Source organism: Sphingomonas lacusdianchii (assembly GCF_022664395.1).
In the GTDB taxonomy this organism is placed as follows: domain Bacteria; phylum Pseudomonadota; class Alphaproteobacteria; order Sphingomonadales; family Sphingomonadaceae; genus Sphingomonas; species Sphingomonas lacusdianchii.
On record NZ_JAKRET010000005.1, the window covers coordinates 66753 to 81949 of the forward strand.

The window sequence follows — 15197 nt, forward strand, 5'->3', positions numbered from 1 at the left end:
GCGTCTACCTCCTCACTCGCACCAGACCCTCTTGGGCGACGCTTGCCACCAGCCGCCCGTCGCGCGCGAAGATGCGGCCCCGATTGAAACCTCGTGCATGACCGGCCCATGGGCTGTCGGTGGTGTAGAGCAGCCACTCGTCGGCGCGGAACGGTTCGTGCAGCCACAGTGCATGGTCGAGACTCGCGGTCTGGACCTGCTCCATCATCCAATGGACGCCGTGCGGTAGCATCGAGGTGCCCAGCAGCATCATGTCGCTGGCATAGGCGAGGATCGCGCGGTGCAGCGTCGCATCGTCGCCGAGCGGCGCGACGGCGCGGAACCAGCCATTCTGGTATGGGGCGCGGGGACCCGGGGCGGTCAGCTGGTCGGCCTCGACCGGGCGGATCTCGATTGGGCGGGCGCGCAGAAACAAGCGACGGAACTTGTCCGGGATGCGGTCCTGCATCGCTTCGCGCAACTCCCGGTCGGATTGCAGCGCCTCGGGCGGCGGCACGTCGGGCATCGCGTCCTGATGAACCAGCCCGTCCTCTGGCAACTGGAACGACGCCGCCATGTTCAGGATCGCCTGTCCACGCTGCATTGCGATCACACGGGCATTGGCGAAGCTGCGCCCGGCGAAGTCGCGGACGACGCGGTAGATGATCGGATGCTGCTCGTCGCCGGGGCGCAGGAAATAAGCGTGCAGCGAATGGGCGATCTTGGCCCCGCCGATCGAGCGTTGCGCCGCCTGCAGCGCCTGCCCAATCACCTGCCCGCCGAAAACGCGGCCGACGCCGCCCGGATTGCGAGCGCCGCGATACAGATCGGTATCGATCTCCTCGATATCGAGCAGCTTCACCAGTCCCGCGACCAGATCGGCGGGTGTCGGCTCCATCAATAGCCCCCGATCCGGGCGATGTGGTCGCTGTGATAGCCGATATCGCCGAACATCTCGGTCAGCACGCGGGCGCGCTTCATGAAGAAGCCGATATCGGCGTCGTCGGTCATGCCGATGCCGCCATGCATCTGCACCGCTTCCTGCACGGCCAGCGTCGACGCCATGCCGGCCATCGCCTTGGCGACCGAGACGGCGGTGTCGGCATCGGTCGCCCCTTCGTCGAGCAGCTGCTGCGCCTTCAGGACGGCAGCGCGGGCGACCTCAAGCTCGGCGTAGAGATGCGCGGCGCGATGTTGCAGCGCCTGGAAACTGCCGATGGTCTGCCCGAACTGCTTGCGCTGACGCAGATAGTCGAGCGTCCGAGTAGCAGCACCTTCGCCGACGCCGAGCGACTCTGCCGCTGCACCGGACCGCGCGGCTCTTAGCAGTCGGTTCAATACGGCCCGACCGTCATCCACGCTGCCGACGACCGCATCGCCATCGACCACGACATTGTCGAAGGTCAAGCGGGCGGCGATGCTGCTGTCGGTCAGGCGGCGGGCATCGGCGGTCAGGCCGGGGGTGTCGGCGGCGAGCGCGAACAGCGTGAGGCCCTCGGCATCCTCGGCACTACCAGCGGTGCACGCGGCTACCACGACCAGGTCGGCGACATGGCCATGGGCAACGAACTGCTTGGTGCCGGACAGGCGGAAGCCGTTGCCCGAGCGTTCGGCGCGCATCGCGACGGCGTCGCCATGCTTGGCGCGCTCGTCGATTGCGAGGGCGGCAATGGTTTCGCCGGCAGCGATGCGCGGCAACCAGTGTTCGCCGGCGCTTGTGCCCGACAGCGCGGCGACGGCGGCGACCGAGGTAGTGAGGAAAGGCGAGGGCGACAGGTTGCGACCGATCTCCTCCAGCACGATGCCAGCCTCGACATGACCGAGACCGAGACCGCCAGCGCTTTCGGGCACCATCATACCGGTGAAGCCCATCTCAGCGAACTTCGCCCACAGACCGCGATCGAAGCCGGTCGGGTCGTCGGCATCGCGCAGGCGACGCAGATGCGCAACCGGGGCGGCTTCACCCAGAAATTCGCGGGCGGTGTCGGCGAGCATCGTCTGATCTTCGTTCAGAAACAGGGGCATGAGTGGTGTTCCTGACAGTTATTGCAGCGGCAGGTCGAGGATGCGGCGGGCGATGATGTTGAGCTGGATTTCGGACGTACCGCCCTCGATCGAGTTCGCCTTGGTCCGGAGCCACGCGCGCGCAGCCGCGCCGTGATCGCTGTCGGTGCCTTCCCATTCGAGCGCGTCCGAACCGCCCGCCGCCATCAGCAATTCGTGGCGGGTCTTGTTCAGTTCGGTGCCGACATATTTCATCATGCTCGGCTGCGCGGGATGGGCGCGGCCGGCCTTCAGTTCGTCGCGGAAGCGTTCGGACATGGCGGCGAAGGCGCGGGCGCGGACGTCGAAGGTGGCGATGGCGGCGCGCAGCATCGGGTCGGCGAGGCGGCCCGTATCGTCGGTGCCGATCGTCTCCACCGCCTTCGCGATCAACGGGCCGTTGCCGGTCGACCCCATGCCCGAGATCATCTCGCGTTCATGGCCGAGCAGATACTTGGCGACGTCCCAGCCCTTGTTCAGTTCGCCGACCAGATTAGCCTTCGGCACGCGGACATCGTCGAAGAAGGTCTCGCAAAAGGGCGAGTTGCCGGAGATCAGCTTGATCGGGCGGGTGGTGACGCCGGGCGAGGCCATGTCGAACAGCAGGAAGCTGATCCCGCCCTGTTTGGTCGATCGGTCGGTGCGGACGAGGCAGAAGATCCAGTCGGCCTTGTCGGCATAGCTGGTCCACACCTTTTGCCCGTTGACGATGAAGTCGTCGCCATCGGCGACGGCGCTGGTCTGTAGCCCGGCAAGGTCGGAGCCAGCGCCCGGTTCGCTATAGCCCTGACACCAGCGGATTTCGCCACGCGCGATCCTGGGCAGATGTTCCTGCTTCTGTTCCTCGGTCCCGTATTTCAGCAGCGCCGGGCCGAGCATGGAGATGCCGAACGAATAGAGCGGGTTGCGGGCGTTTATTGCCGCCATTTCGCCGCGCAATATCTTCGCTTCGGCTGGCGAAAGGCCGCCGCCGCCATAGGCGGTCGGCCAGTCGGGGACGGTCCAGCCGCGCTCTGCCATCCGATCGAGCCACAGCTTCTGATCGGGATTGGCGTAGCTCGGATTGCGGCCGCCCCATGTCACGTCCTTGTCGGAACGGACCGGTTCGCGCATCGATGGCGGACAGTTGGCCTCCAGCCATGCGCGGGTGTCGGCGCGGAACGCGGCGAGGTCGCTCATTTGTTGAACCGCCCGCCGGTCTCCGCCTTCTCGCGCAGCAGCGGCGCGATGTCGAAGCCGTGCTTTTCGAGACCGACGACGATCTTCTTTGCGCCTTCGGTATCGGCCCAGAACATCGGACCGCCGCGATAGGGCGGCCAGCCATAGCCATAGATCCAGACGACATCGATATCGGACGCGCGCTGCGCCTTCCCCTCGGCGAGGATCTTCGCGCCTTCATTGACGATCGGGTAGAGGGTGCGCTCGATAATCTCTTCGTCAGTGATCTCGCGTTGCGGAGTGTTTGTCTTCGTACGAAAATCTTCGATGATCTCGGCGACGCGCGGGCTGTTCGATGCCTGGCGCTTGTCGTCGTAATCGTAGAAGCCGGCGCCCTTTTTCTGGCCCCAGCGGCCTTCGGCGGCTAGCGCGTCGCGGATATTTTCGATGCGCGAGGGATCGCGGTGCCAGCCGATATCGACACCGGCCAGATCGGCCATCTGGAACGGACCCATCGGCATGCCGAATTCGACATGGACGCGATCGACCTGTTCGGGGGTCGCGCCCTCCATCAGCAGTTTCATCGCCTCGACCTGCCGCGGTTCGAGCATGCGGTTGCCAATGAAGCCGTGACAGACACCCGCGACCACCGCGACCTTGCGGATTTTCTTCGACAGCGCCATCGCGGTTGCCAGCACATCGTCGGCGGTGGCATCGCCGCGCACGATCTCCAGCAGCTTCATGACGTTGGCGGGCGAGAAGAAGTGGAGGCCCAGCACGTCCTGCGGGCGCTTGGTCGCGGCGGCGATGACGTTGACGTCGAGATAGCTGGTGTTCGACGCGAGGATCGCGCCCGGTTTGCAGATGCGATCGAGCTTGCCAAAAATGTCCTGCTTGACCGACATTTCCTCATACACCGCCTCGATCACCAGATCGACGTCGGCGAGGTCGTCGAGCGACAGCGTCGGGGTGAGCAGGCCCATCGCCGCTTCGACCTGTTCGGGCTTCATCCGGCCCTTGGCGGCGGTCGCTTCGTAATTCTTGCGGATGATGCCGACGCCGCGGTCGAGTGCGTCCTGCTGCATCTCGACGATGGTGACGGGGATGCCTGCCGACAGGAAGTTCATGGCGATGCCGCCGCCCATCGTGCCCGCGCCGATCACGCCGATGCGCTTGATTGGGCGCAGCGCGATGTCCTCGGCGATGCCGTCGATCTTTGATGCCTTGCGTTCGGCGAAGAAGATGTGCCGTTGCGCCGCCGACTGGACGGAGAACATCAGCTTCATGAATTGCTGCCGCTCGAACGCAATCCCCTCGGCAAAGGGGGTTTCGCTGGCCTTCACCACGCAGGCGATGTTGGCCGCGGGGGCTTCATAGCCACGGAAGCGGCGCGCATTGGCCTTTTCGAAGGCGGCGACGGCTTCCGGGTCGGGCGAAACCGACTTTTCGGAGGTGCGGGGCAGGGGGCGGATGTCGGCGACTTCGCGGGCGAAGGCGATGGCTTCCTCCAGCAGATTGCCTTCGGTCGCGAGGCGGTCGACGATGCCCGCCTCCTTTGCCTTGCTCGCCGGGATCGGATCGCCCTTCGCCACCAGTTCAAGCGCGGTCGCTACCCCGGCGAGGCGGGGCAGGCGCTGCGTGCCACCGGCACCGGGGAGCAGGCCGAGCTTGACCTCGGGCGTGCCGAGCTTGGCGCTGGGGACGGCGATGCGGTAATGGCTGCCAATCGCGACTTCGCAGCCGCCGCCCAGCGCCGTGCCGTGGATCGCGGCGACGACCGGCTTGTCCGACGCCTCGATCATGTCGACCAGTTGCGGCAGCAGCGGTTCGACCGGCGGCTTGGTGAATTCGGTGATGTCGGCACCGGCGAAGAAGGTCTTGCCCGCGCAGGCGATGACGATCGCGCGGACCGAGTCGTCGGCCGCCGCTTCCTCGATCGCTGCCTTCAGCCCCAGCCGGACCGACGCGGACAGCGCGTTGACCGGCGGGTTGTCGGCCATCGCTACAAGGATGTCGCCATGACGTTCGGTGTTCACGGACATGTTCGGCCTTCTCCAGCTTTTGCCATACCGGTCCTTCTAAACCGGGGCGCGTTTGGCGCATTCTATTGCCTTTGCCGGCCGGATAATCAATAACAACCTGCAAGGTGGCGATCGATCGGGCAAACCCGATATTCTAGGGTCGCTGAACAGGAGCGGTGTCTTGCAGGCAGGCGAAGCGGTGATTCCGGTAGCGGCCGATTGGCCGCGCATGTCGATGGCGCAGGTGCAGGCGGCGCTGACCGCGACGGGCGCCCCGTTCGAGATGGCGACCGAGACGATCCGCGGCGTGCCGACGCGGATATGGAAGAACGCACCGGCGAACCTTGCGCAGCTGATCGCTTTTTCGCGCAGCCATGGCGAGCGGCTGGCAACGATCCATGAGGATCAGCGGGTGACGTACGAGGCGCAGTATCGCGCGATCGCGACGCTGGCGAAGCATCTGCAGGACAGCGGCATTGGCAAGGGCGACCGGGTGGCACTGGCGATGCGCAACATGCCCGAATGGCCGGTAGCCTTCTTCGCGATCGTCGCGATCGGAGCGATCTGCGTACCGCTGAACGCATGGTGGAGCCCGCAGGAACTCGCCTTCGGAGTGAATGATTCGGGCGCGCGGATGCTGATCGTCGATCGGCAGCGGCATGACCGGTTGGGTGGCGACTATAGCGCCATGCCGGGGCTGGAGAGCGTTATCGTGGCGCGGGCGCGCGAAGCACTGGCGGCACCGGCGCGGGCGTTGGAGGACGTTATCGGCAGTTGTACCGACTATGCGGCGCTGCCCGTGGTCGACCTACCCGCGGTAGCGATCGCGCCGGAGGACGATGCGACGATCTTCTACACCAGCGGTACGACCGGCAAGCCCAAGGGGGCGTTGGGTACGCACCGCAATCTGGCGACCAACATCTTCTCTAGCGCCTATATCGCCGCACGGGCGATGTTGCGGCGGGGCGAGATGCCGCCGCCCGCGCCGCAGCCCAAGGTCGGGTTGCTGGTCATCCCCTTTTTCCACGTCACCGCGTGCAGCGCATCGCTGATGGGGGCGATGGCGAGCGGAACGACGCTGGTGCTGATGCGCAAATGGGACGCGGGACAGGCGCTGGCGCTGATCGAGCGCGAGCGGGTGCAGGTGACCGGCGGGGTGCCGACGATCGCGTGGCAACTGCTGGAGCATCCCGACCGCGACCAGTATGACCTGTCGTCGCTGGAGGTCGTGCAATATGGCGGCGCACCGTCCGCGCCCGATCTGGTGCGGCGGATCCACGAGGTGTTCGGCGCGATGCCCGGCAATGGCTGGGGCATGACCGAGACGATGGCGACCGTCACCCAGCATAGCGCCGAGGAATATCTCAACCGCCCGACCAGCTGCGGTCCGCCGGTACCGGTCGCCGATTTGAAGATCATGGCCCCCGACGGCACGTGCGAACTGCCGGTGGGGGAGGTCGGCGAACTATGGGCGCGCGGGCCGATGATCGTGAAGGGTTACTGGAACTGCCCCGAAGCGACCGCCGAGACGTTCGTCGACGGATGGGTCCGCACCGGCGATCTGGCGCGGCTGGACGAGGAAGGCTTCTGCTTCATCGTCGACCGGGCCAAGGACATCATCATCCGCGGCGGCGAAAATATCTATTCGATCGAGGTCGAGGACGTGTTGTACGCGCATCCCGCCGTTACCGATGCCGCGCTGGTCGGGGTGCCTGATCGGGTGCTGGGCGAGGTGCCGGTGGCGGTTGTGCATCTGGGCCCCGGCTGTGCCGCGAGCGAGGGCGAGTTGCAGGACTTCGTTCGCGCGCGGCTCGCGGCGTTCAAGGTGCCGGTCGCGGTGCGTTTTTCCGACACGGTGCTGCCAAGAAACGCCAATGGGAAGATCGTGAAAAGCGAACTGCGCCAGATGTTTGCGGCGGTTGACGCGGCCAAAGTTCACTAAGTTCACACTTGCGGGGGTTTTGTGTGTGTTGGGGGCGTTGCCTCATTTCCCCCGTTCCCTCCGCGCAGGCGAGGCCTTCGTGAAAGCCGGGCCTTCAAGCCCAACTCCATCGTACCCCGGCGGAGGCCGGGGTCCAGTCGGCAGGGCCTTCGTGTAAGTTACGAGCGTCCCTCAACTGGGCCCCGGCCTTCGCCGGGGTACGGGAAAAGAAGTTTCGCAGAGGTCTCGCTTACGCGGGGAACAGCGTGGTGTTTGTTCGTCGGAACGTTGTCAAAGAGCGCGCGCGCGTCATGCGGCGGGCGCAGGTCCTGCGCCGAAGCTGACGTGTAGGAAAGCGGTTCCGCCACGCCCTTCGCAAACGCGGCGAAAAATGCTAGGCGCGCGGCCATGCTCAATCTGAACGGTATCACGGTGCGCCTGGGCGGGCGGACGATCCTCGACAATGCCAGCGCGGCGCTGCCGCCAGGGAGCCGCGTCGGGCTGATCGGCCGCAATGGCGCGGGCAAGTCGACGCTGGTGCGGGTGATCGCCGGGCAATTGGAGCCCGACACCGGCACCGCCGAAATGCCGCGTGGCAGCCGGCTGGGCTATGTCGCGCAGGAAGCACCCGCCGGACAGGCCACGCCGTTCGATACGGTGCTGGAAGCCGATGTCGAGCGCGCCAAGCTGATGCACGATGCCGAGACGGTGACCGATCCCGACCGGCTGGGCGATATTCACGAACGGCTGCTGGCGATCGACGCCTATGGCGCACCGGCGCGGGCGGCGCGCATCCTGGTCGGGTTGGGGTTCGACGAGGAGATGCAGCAGCGGCCGTTGGAGAGCTATTCGGGTGGCTGGCGGATGCGCGTGGCGTTGGCGGCACTGCTGTTCAGCCAGCCCGACGTGCTGCTGCTCGACGAACCGTCGAACCACCTTGACCTCGAAGCGGTGATGTGGTTGGAGGATTTCCTGAAAGGGTACAAGGCGACGATCGTCGTCGTCAGCCACGAACGCGATTTCCTGAACAACGTCGTCGACCATATCCTGCACCTGCATCAGGGCAAGATCACGCTCTATCCCGGCGGTTACGACGCGTTCGAGAAGCAGCGGGCCGAACGGCTGGCCCAGCTGGAGGCGGCGCGCGCCAACCAGGCGGCGCAGCGGGCCAAGCTGCAGGAATATGTCGCCAAGAACTCGGCGCGCGCCTCGACCGCCAAGCAGGCGCAGTCGCGGTTGAAGATCCTCGCCAAGATGAAGCCGATCGCGGCGATGGCCGAGGACCCCAGCCTGTCGTTCGACTTTCCCGATCCCGATGAACTGCGCCCGCCACTGATCACGCTCGACATGGCGAGCGTCGGCTATGGCGAGACGCCGATTTTGAAGCGGCTCAACCTGCGGATCGATCCCGAGGATCGCATCGCGCTGCTCGGGCGGAACGGCAACGGCAAGACGACGCTCGCCCGGCTGCTTGCGGCGCAGCTGGCGCCGATGGATGGCGACATGAACGCAGCCGGCAAGATGAAGGTCGGCTATTTCACCCAGTATCAGGTGGAGGAACTGAGCACCGACGACACGCCGCTGGAGCATATGACGCGGCAGATGAAGGGCGCGTCGCCCGCCGCCGTGCGCGCGCAACTGGGGCGGTTCGGCTTTTCGGGGGATAAGGCGACGACGCTGGTCGGCAAGCTCTCGGGTGGGGAACGCGCGCGGCTGGCGTTGGCGCTCATCACGCGCGACGCGCCGCATATGCTGATCCTCGACGAACCGACCAACCACTTGGACGTCGACGCGCGCGAGGCGCTGGTGCAGGCGCTCAACGCCTATACCGGTTGCGTCCTGCTGGTCAGCCACGACCGCCACATGCTGGAGGCGACGGCGGATCGGCTGGTGCTGGTCGATGAGGGGACCGCGAAGGAATTCGACGGGACCATCGACGATTATATCGCGCTGGTCTTGGGCAATTCGGCGAAGGAAAAGGCGGCCAAGGCCAACAAGAAGAACGACCGCAAGGCCGCCGCCGAAGCGCGCGAAAAGGCGCAGGTGCTGAAGAAGGGCGCGCAGGCGATCGAGCGCGATTTGGCGCGGTTGACCGAACAGCGCGATGCGCTCGACGCGGCGATGGCGGGGCAGGCGATCCCGGCGCTGGCCAAGCTGACCATGGCGCAGCTGATGAAGCGGCGCGCGAGCCTCGATACCGAGATCGAGGTGGCGGAGACGAAGTGGATGGAGGCGAACGAGGCGTTGGAGGCGCTGGCGGCGTAAGGTTTGGCTACGGCATCGCTGCCGTCCGGCGGAATGCAATCCGTCTTCGAAGGCGTTCGAGCAAACTCTACGTGGAGATTGCGCTGTTGTGAATAGGGACAGCCTTGGCTTATGCAGTACGCGGTTGGTTTCGGGTGCCCGATCGATGACCATCATGGACTCGTCGCAACGCTTTCTTGTTCGTAATGCCGCGAACAGTTCAAAGGTGGCAGCACTGCTGCTCATCGCGAGTGTCGGTTGGCTCTCGCTGGATTATGCGGGTTTAGAAGACCTGACGAGTCCATGGGTAGCGCTACCACTGTTTCCCCTCGGTCTGATTTACATCGCGGAACGGCTTGGCAAATTCCGATGGTTTGTTGGAATGACGTTGCCATGCCTATGCGTACTGACGGCTTCAGTTGTCATGACTTGGGTGGTGAACACCAAGTCGCTGCCGACCGTTGCGTTGGCATGCTCTGCGGTGGGAGTTATCGCCGCGTGCGGTTTTCTTATGGTTCGGCTATTTACTTTCAGTCCAGACTAAAAAACTGTAAGAGGCCTTGGTTTGTGAAGTAATCGACCAAGTTGTATCCAGTATATTTGATGCTCGATTCAGTGGTGTTCGCGACCAGACCGGTCGAATGAGACCGTCGAATGGCGCAGGAAGAGAGCGCTCGCACAACACGCGACACCGCCGCCGCCACCCGCTAAGACACAAGGAATGTCCGACTCCTTCCTCGCCCTCGACATCCCTGACCAGCCTGCCGCCGCGCAGCCATACCGCGTGCTCGCGCGCAAATATCGGCCGCAGACGTTCAGCCAGCTGATCGGGCAGGATGCGATGGTCACGACGCTGGGCAACGCAATCAAGCGCGGGCGGTTGGCGCATGCGTTCCTGCTCACGGGCGTGCGCGGGGTCGGCAAGACGTCGACCGCGCGGCTGATCGCCAAGGCACTCAATTGCATCGGGCCGGACGGGCAGGGTGGGCCGACGATCGATCCGTGCGGGGTGTGCGAGCCGTGCCGCGCGATCGCCGAAGGGCGGCATATCGACGTGATCGAGATCGACGCCGCGTCGAACAACGGCGTCGACAGCGTGCGCGAGATGACCGAGGCGGTGCGCTATGCCGCGGTGTCGGCGCGCTTCAAGATCTACATCATCGACGAAGTGCACATGATGTCGACGCCGGCGTTCAACGCGCTGCTCAAGACGCTGGAAGAACCGCCCGCGCACGTCAAATTCCTGCTGGCGACGACCGAGGTGCACAAGGTGCCGGTGACGGTCCTGTCGCGCTGCCAGCGCTTCGACCTGCGGCGCATTCCGGCCGACCTGCTGGCCGGGCATTTTGCGCATGTCGTCGAGGCGGAGGGCGTCGAGGCCGAGCCGGAGGCGCTGCAACTGATCGCGCGCGCGGCCGAAGGGTCGGCGCGCGACGGGCTGTCGATCCTCGACCAGGCGATCGCGCATGGCGGGCTGGAAGGCGAGGGCGTGCGCGCCGACGCGGTGCGGCAGATGCTGGGCCTGTCCGATCGCGGCGCGATCCGGGGGCTGTTCGACTTGTTGCTCAAGGCGGATGCGGCGGGGGCGCTGCGGGCGTTGCGCGCGCAATATGATCTGGGCGTCGATCCGGCGGCGGTGCTGCGGACGTTGCTCGAAACCGTGCATGCGGTGACGATCGTCAAGGTCGGCGGCGATCGCGGGCCGGGCCAGTCGGCCGAGGAGCGCGCGGCGTTCGATGCGTGGAGCGCGCTGTCGTTTCCGATGCTGCATCGGTTGTGGCAGTTGCTGCTGAAGGGGCATGAGGAAGTGTCGCGGGCGGCGCTGCCGATCGAGGCGTGCGAGATGGCGTTGCTGCGCATCGTCCATGCATCGTCGCTGCCCGATCCGGGCACGCTGGCGAAGCAACTGGCGGCGGGGCAGGTGCCGGCGATGGCCCCTGCTTCGGCTCCTTCCGCCCCGGCGGCGGCAGAGGTCGCGGTCGACCCGGTGCCCGAGACGATGGAGCAGGTCGCGAACCTCTTGTCGAAACATGGCCGCCATTCGCTGGAGGCACAATTTCGTAATTGCGCGCGAATGATCCGGCTGGAGCCGCAGCTGATCGAACTGAGCGGATCGCGGCCCTTGCCCGCCGATTTCGCGCGCGATCTCGAGAATGCGCTCAAAGGGATCACCGGCAGCCATTGGCGCGTTCTGATCGGCGAGGGGGCGGGAGCGCCTACCCTACGCGAGCAGGAAACGGCCAAGGCGGACTCGGAACGCGAACAGGTTTTGCAGTCACCGCTGGTACAGGCGGCGTTACAGGCGTTTCCGGACGCCACCCTCGATCATTGGCAACGCAGCGACGGGAGTATCGCGCGATGAAGAATCTCGACGACATCATGGCCATGGCGCAGAATGTGCAAAGCGAACTGACCAAGGCTCAGGCGAATCTCGACACGATCGAGGTCGACGGACAATCGGGCGGCGGGCTGGTCAAGGTCCGCGCATCGGCCAAGGGGCGCATCCTCGGCGTCGATATCGACGATTCGCTGTTGCAGCCGTCTGAAAAGCAGATGCTCGAAGACCTGATCGTCGCGGCGTTCAATGACGCGCGGGCGAAGGCGGATGCGGCCAGCTCGACCGAAATGTCGAAGCTGACCAGCGGCCTGCCGCTGCCCCCGGGGTTCAAGCTGCCGTTCTGAGCGGTCGGAACGCTGCTGGAACAACCGGTTATGCCGGGTGTTTTCGAGCGATCAGTTTGTAGGGAGGATGACCATGCAGCCCGATCGTATCAAAACCACCACCAACGGCGCGCCGCATACGACGATCATCGAACGGCGTGGATCGGGCGGCGGGCTGTTGATCGGCCTTGCCGTGCTGATCGCGGTGATCGTCGGTGCCTATTTCCTGCTGAACAACACGAATAACGACACGGCGCGGACCAATGCGGTCACGTCGGCGGCGAAGAGCGTCGGTTCGGCGGCGGACAAGGCCGGCGATGCGGTCGAACGGGCGACGAAGTAACCGACCGATCGTGCGTTGCCCCGGATCCGGTCCGGGGCGACGTTTCAATTCAGGCAGCGGTCCAGTCCCTCGCGACGGACGATGCCGATGCGGCGTTCGATCGTGCGGGCGTAACGCCGGGTGAAGCCGGTTGGGGCGATGCCGGCGCGCTGCTTGGGCAGCGGCAGGACGGCGGCGATCTGCGCGGCTTCGCGGCCGGAGAGCTTGGCGGCGCCGTGCTTGAAATAGCGCTGCGATCCGGCCTCGACGCCATAGGTGTCGATGCCGGTTTCGGCGACGTTGAGATAAACTTCCATGATCCGCCGCTTGCCCCACAGCGCCTCGATCAGAACGGCGAAATAGGCCTCCATGCCTTTCCGGAAATAGCCGCCGCCTTGCCACAGGAAGACGTTCTTTGCGGTCTGTTGGCTGATCGTCGATCCGCCGCGGATGCGGCCGCCCTGCGCGTTGCGGCGGGCGGCATTGGCGATGGCGGCATAGTCGAAGCCGTTATGCCCGCAGAAACGGCTGTCCTCCGCCGCGATGACCGCGCGGGGCATGTCCGGGTCGATATTCGACAGGCTGCGCCATGGTTTGGTGACGCCATGGCCGGTCGGCACGTCGCCGAGCATGGTCAGGGTGATCGGCGGGGGCACGAAGCGGAGCAGCAGGACCCACAGTACCGATAGGACCACGAAGCCGAGCAGGCCCTTGATCGCCCAGCCGATCAGGCGGCGAGTCCAGCCTCGGGCGGCAGTGGGTTTGGGGCGGGGTGCGGTGCGGGCGGCCATCGCCGACCGCTAGCGGTAGTGCGTGGGGAAGGGCAAGTCGGCAACGCGCGTCGTCGCAAAAGCCCCGGGCGACATGGGTTATGGATCCCGGCCTTCGCCGGGATGAGGAAGGGGGGGCGGGCCAGCGCGCCCGCCCCGGTCGGCTAGACGGCGGCCAGCATCCGGCGGTCGCCGGCGAGGCGCATCATCGCCTTTTGCAGTTTCTCGAACGCCCGCACCTCGATCTGGCGGACGCGTTCGCGGCTGACGCCATAGACCTGGCTGAGTTCCTCCAGCGTCTTGGGATCGTCGGTCAGGCGGCGTTCGGTGAGGATGTGCTTTTCGCGATCGTTGAGGTCGTCCATCGCCTCGACCAGCATGCCGTGGCGGACATCGGCCTCCTGCGCCTCGGCGACGACCGAGTCCTGCAGGGGGCTGTCATCGGCCAGCCAGTCCTGCCACTGGCTCTCGCCATCCTCGCGCATCGGGACGTTGAGCGAGGTGTCGCCGCCCATCGCCATGCGGCGGTTCATCGAGGTCACTTCCTCCTCGGTAACGCCGAGGTCGGTCGCGATTTTTTGCAGATGCTCAGGCGACAAATCGCCGTCCTCAAAGGCGTCGAGCTTCGACTTCATCCGGCGCAGGTTGAAGAACAGCTTCTTCTGCGCGGCGGTGGTGCCCATCTTTACCAGCGACCACGACCGCAGGATGAATTCCTGGATCGAGGCGCGAATCCACCACATCGCATAGGTGGCGAGGCGGAAGCCGCGATCGGGCTCGAATTTCTTCACGCCCTGCATCAGTCCGATATTCCCTTCGGAAATCAGTTCGCTGACGGGCAAGCCATACCCACGATAGCCCATCGCGATCTTGGCCACGAGACGCAGGTGCGAGGTGACGAGCTGCGCCGCCGCCTCCGGATCGCCATGTTCCTGAAACCGCTTGGCGAGCATATACTCCTGCTCGGGTGCGAGGATCGGAAACTTGCGGATTTCGGAGAGATAGCGGTTGAGGCTCGCCTCGCCGCCAAGCGCCGGGATCGTCGCCGGGACGTTGCTGCCAGTTGCCATCGTCAAAACTCCCTTTGTCGTGGGCATTGCCGCATCGCGACATCCCCGGAACTAACCATGAAGATGATCCAACAGTTCCTGCATGTCTGCCGGAAGATCGCTATCAAACGCCAAAGCGTTCTTTGTCACGGGATGAATGAACCCCAGATGTGCGGCGTGCAATGCCTGTCGGCGGAAATCGAGCGTTTCGAGTTCGCCCCGTAGCGCAGGCTTGCGCCCCGCATAGACCGGGTCGCCGAGCAGGGGGTGACCGATCGACGCCATATGCACCCGCACCTGATGCGTCCGCCCGGTTTCCAGCCGGCATTCGATCAACGACGCCCCCCGAAGTTGGCGAAGTTTACGCCAATGGGTGATGGCGTGTTTGGCGGTCGGCGAGTGGACGATCGCCATCTTCTTGCGATCATTGGGGGATCGCGCGAGGGGCGCGTCCACCGTTCCCGCCGAAGTTGACACCCGACCCGCCGCGATCGCCAGATAGCGGCGGTCGATGCTGTGATCCTTGAACTGGCGCGCCAGTCCCTCGTGCGCGACGTCGCTCTTGGCGACGACCAGCAGTCCCGACGTATCCTTGTCGATGCGGTGGACGATCCCCGGCCGCGCGACGCCGCCGATTCCCGACAGCTTGCCCGCGCAATGATGTAGCAGCGCGTTGACCAGCGTCCCGTCGAGATTGCCGGCCGCCGGATGCACGACCAGCCCGGCGGGCTTGTCGACGACGATCAGATGATCGTCCTCATAGGCAACGACCAGCGGAATATCCTGCGCCACATTGTCGAGCGGCACTGCAGCGGGCACGGTGATGACGAAATGCTGCCCCGCCGCAACCTTGCGCTTGCCGTCGGACACCGGACCATCGGGACCGGCGACATGCCCCGATGCCAGCAGCGCCTTGATCCGTTCGCGCGACAGGTCGGTCACGACCTCGGCCAGCGCCTTGTCGATCCTGAGGCCGTGCGCGGCATCGGTAATGCGCGCCTCTATCGTGGAAACCCCCCGGTCCATTGC

General features: G+C 65.4%; 13 protein-coding genes. 6 read left to right on the forward strand and 7 right to left on the reverse strand.

What is annotated here, in order from left to right; genetic code table 11:
* Positions 1-4: 4 nt before the first annotated feature.
* From MF607_RS08395 to MF607_RS08410, 4 genes are read right to left on the reverse strand one after another with little or no spacing between them, the layout of a single operon-like run.
* Positions 5-877, reverse strand: a complete 873-nt coding sequence (locus MF607_RS08395; RefSeq protein WP_242117448.1) for an acyl-CoA thioesterase — start codon at positions 875-877, stop codon at positions 5-7.
* Positions 877-2004, reverse strand: a complete 1128-nt coding sequence (locus MF607_RS08400; RefSeq protein WP_242117450.1) for an acyl-CoA dehydrogenase family protein — start codon at positions 2002-2004, stop codon at positions 877-879. Before MF607_RS08400 ends, MF607_RS08395 begins: the two co-directional genes overlap by 1 nt.
* A gap of 18 nt (positions 2005-2022) precedes the next feature.
* Positions 2023-3201: an acyl-CoA dehydrogenase family protein gene (locus tag MF607_RS08405; protein WP_242117453.1), complete on the reverse strand. Its 1179-nt coding sequence runs from the start codon at positions 3199-3201 to the stop codon at positions 2023-2025.
* Positions 3198-5222, reverse strand: coding sequence for a 3-hydroxyacyl-CoA dehydrogenase NAD-binding domain-containing protein (locus MF607_RS08410; RefSeq protein WP_242117455.1), 2025 nt, complete (start codon positions 5220-5222; stop codon positions 3198-3200). Before MF607_RS08410 ends, MF607_RS08405 begins: the two co-directional genes overlap by 4 nt.
* Positions 5223-5430: 208 nt before the next feature.
* Here MF607_RS08410 and MF607_RS08415 point away from each other — a divergent pair, with 208 nt between their 5' ends.
* From MF607_RS08415 to MF607_RS08440, 6 genes are all read left to right on the forward strand, one after another.
* Positions 5431-7143 (forward strand): class I adenylate-forming enzyme family protein, encoded by a 1713-nt coding sequence (locus MF607_RS08415; protein ID WP_242117893.1) that lies wholly within the window; start codon positions 5431-5433, stop codon positions 7141-7143.
* Between the two features lie 387 nt (positions 7144-7530).
* A complete protein-coding gene (locus MF607_RS08420) occupies positions 7531-9387 on the forward strand; it encodes an ABC-F family ATP-binding cassette domain-containing protein (RefSeq protein WP_242117458.1) in 1857 nt (618 codons plus the stop codon).
* A gap of 145 nt (positions 9388-9532) precedes the next feature.
* Positions 9533-9910 carry a hypothetical protein gene (locus tag MF607_RS08425; RefSeq protein ID WP_242117460.1) on the forward strand — a complete coding sequence of 126 codons (378 nt, stop codon included), beginning with the start codon at positions 9533-9535 and terminating at the stop codon, positions 9908-9910.
* A 177-nt stretch (positions 9911-10087) separates the two neighbouring features.
* The gene (locus MF607_RS08430; RefSeq protein WP_242117462.1) at positions 10088-11728 is read left to right on the forward strand and encodes a DNA polymerase III subunit gamma/tau; all 1641 of its coding nucleotides are present in this window, start codon (positions 10088-10090) and stop codon (positions 11726-11728) included.
* On the forward strand, positions 11725-12048 hold the full coding sequence (locus MF607_RS08435) for a YbaB/EbfC family nucleoid-associated protein (RefSeq protein ID WP_056401092.1): 324 nt from the start codon (positions 11725-11727) through the stop codon (positions 12046-12048). The genes MF607_RS08430 and MF607_RS08435 overlap by 4 nt, the downstream gene beginning before the upstream one ends.
* 73 nt (positions 12049-12121) lie before the next feature.
* Positions 12122-12370, forward strand: a complete 249-nt coding sequence (locus tag MF607_RS08440) for a hypothetical protein (protein ID WP_242117464.1) — start codon at positions 12122-12124, stop codon at positions 12368-12370.
* A gap of 44 nt (positions 12371-12414) precedes the next feature.
* Here MF607_RS08440 and mtgA read toward each other — a convergent pair whose 3' ends face one another.
* From mtgA to MF607_RS08455, 3 genes are all read right to left on the reverse strand, one after another.
* Positions 12415-13140 (reverse strand): monofunctional biosynthetic peptidoglycan transglycosylase, encoded by a 726-nt coding sequence (mtgA, locus tag MF607_RS08445; protein WP_242117466.1) that lies wholly within the window; start codon positions 13138-13140, stop codon positions 12415-12417.
* 143 nt (positions 13141-13283) lie between these two features.
* On the reverse strand, positions 13284-14189 hold the full coding sequence (gene rpoH, locus MF607_RS08450) for an RNA polymerase sigma factor RpoH (RefSeq protein ID WP_055792879.1): 906 nt from the start codon (positions 14187-14189) through the stop codon (positions 13284-13286).
* Positions 14190-14240: 51 nt separating this feature from the next.
* The gene (locus tag MF607_RS08455; protein WP_242117468.1) at positions 14241-15194 is read right to left on the reverse strand and encodes an RluA family pseudouridine synthase; all 954 of its coding nucleotides are present in this window, start codon (positions 15192-15194) and stop codon (positions 14241-14243) included.
* Positions 15195-15197: the final 3 nt, after the last annotated feature.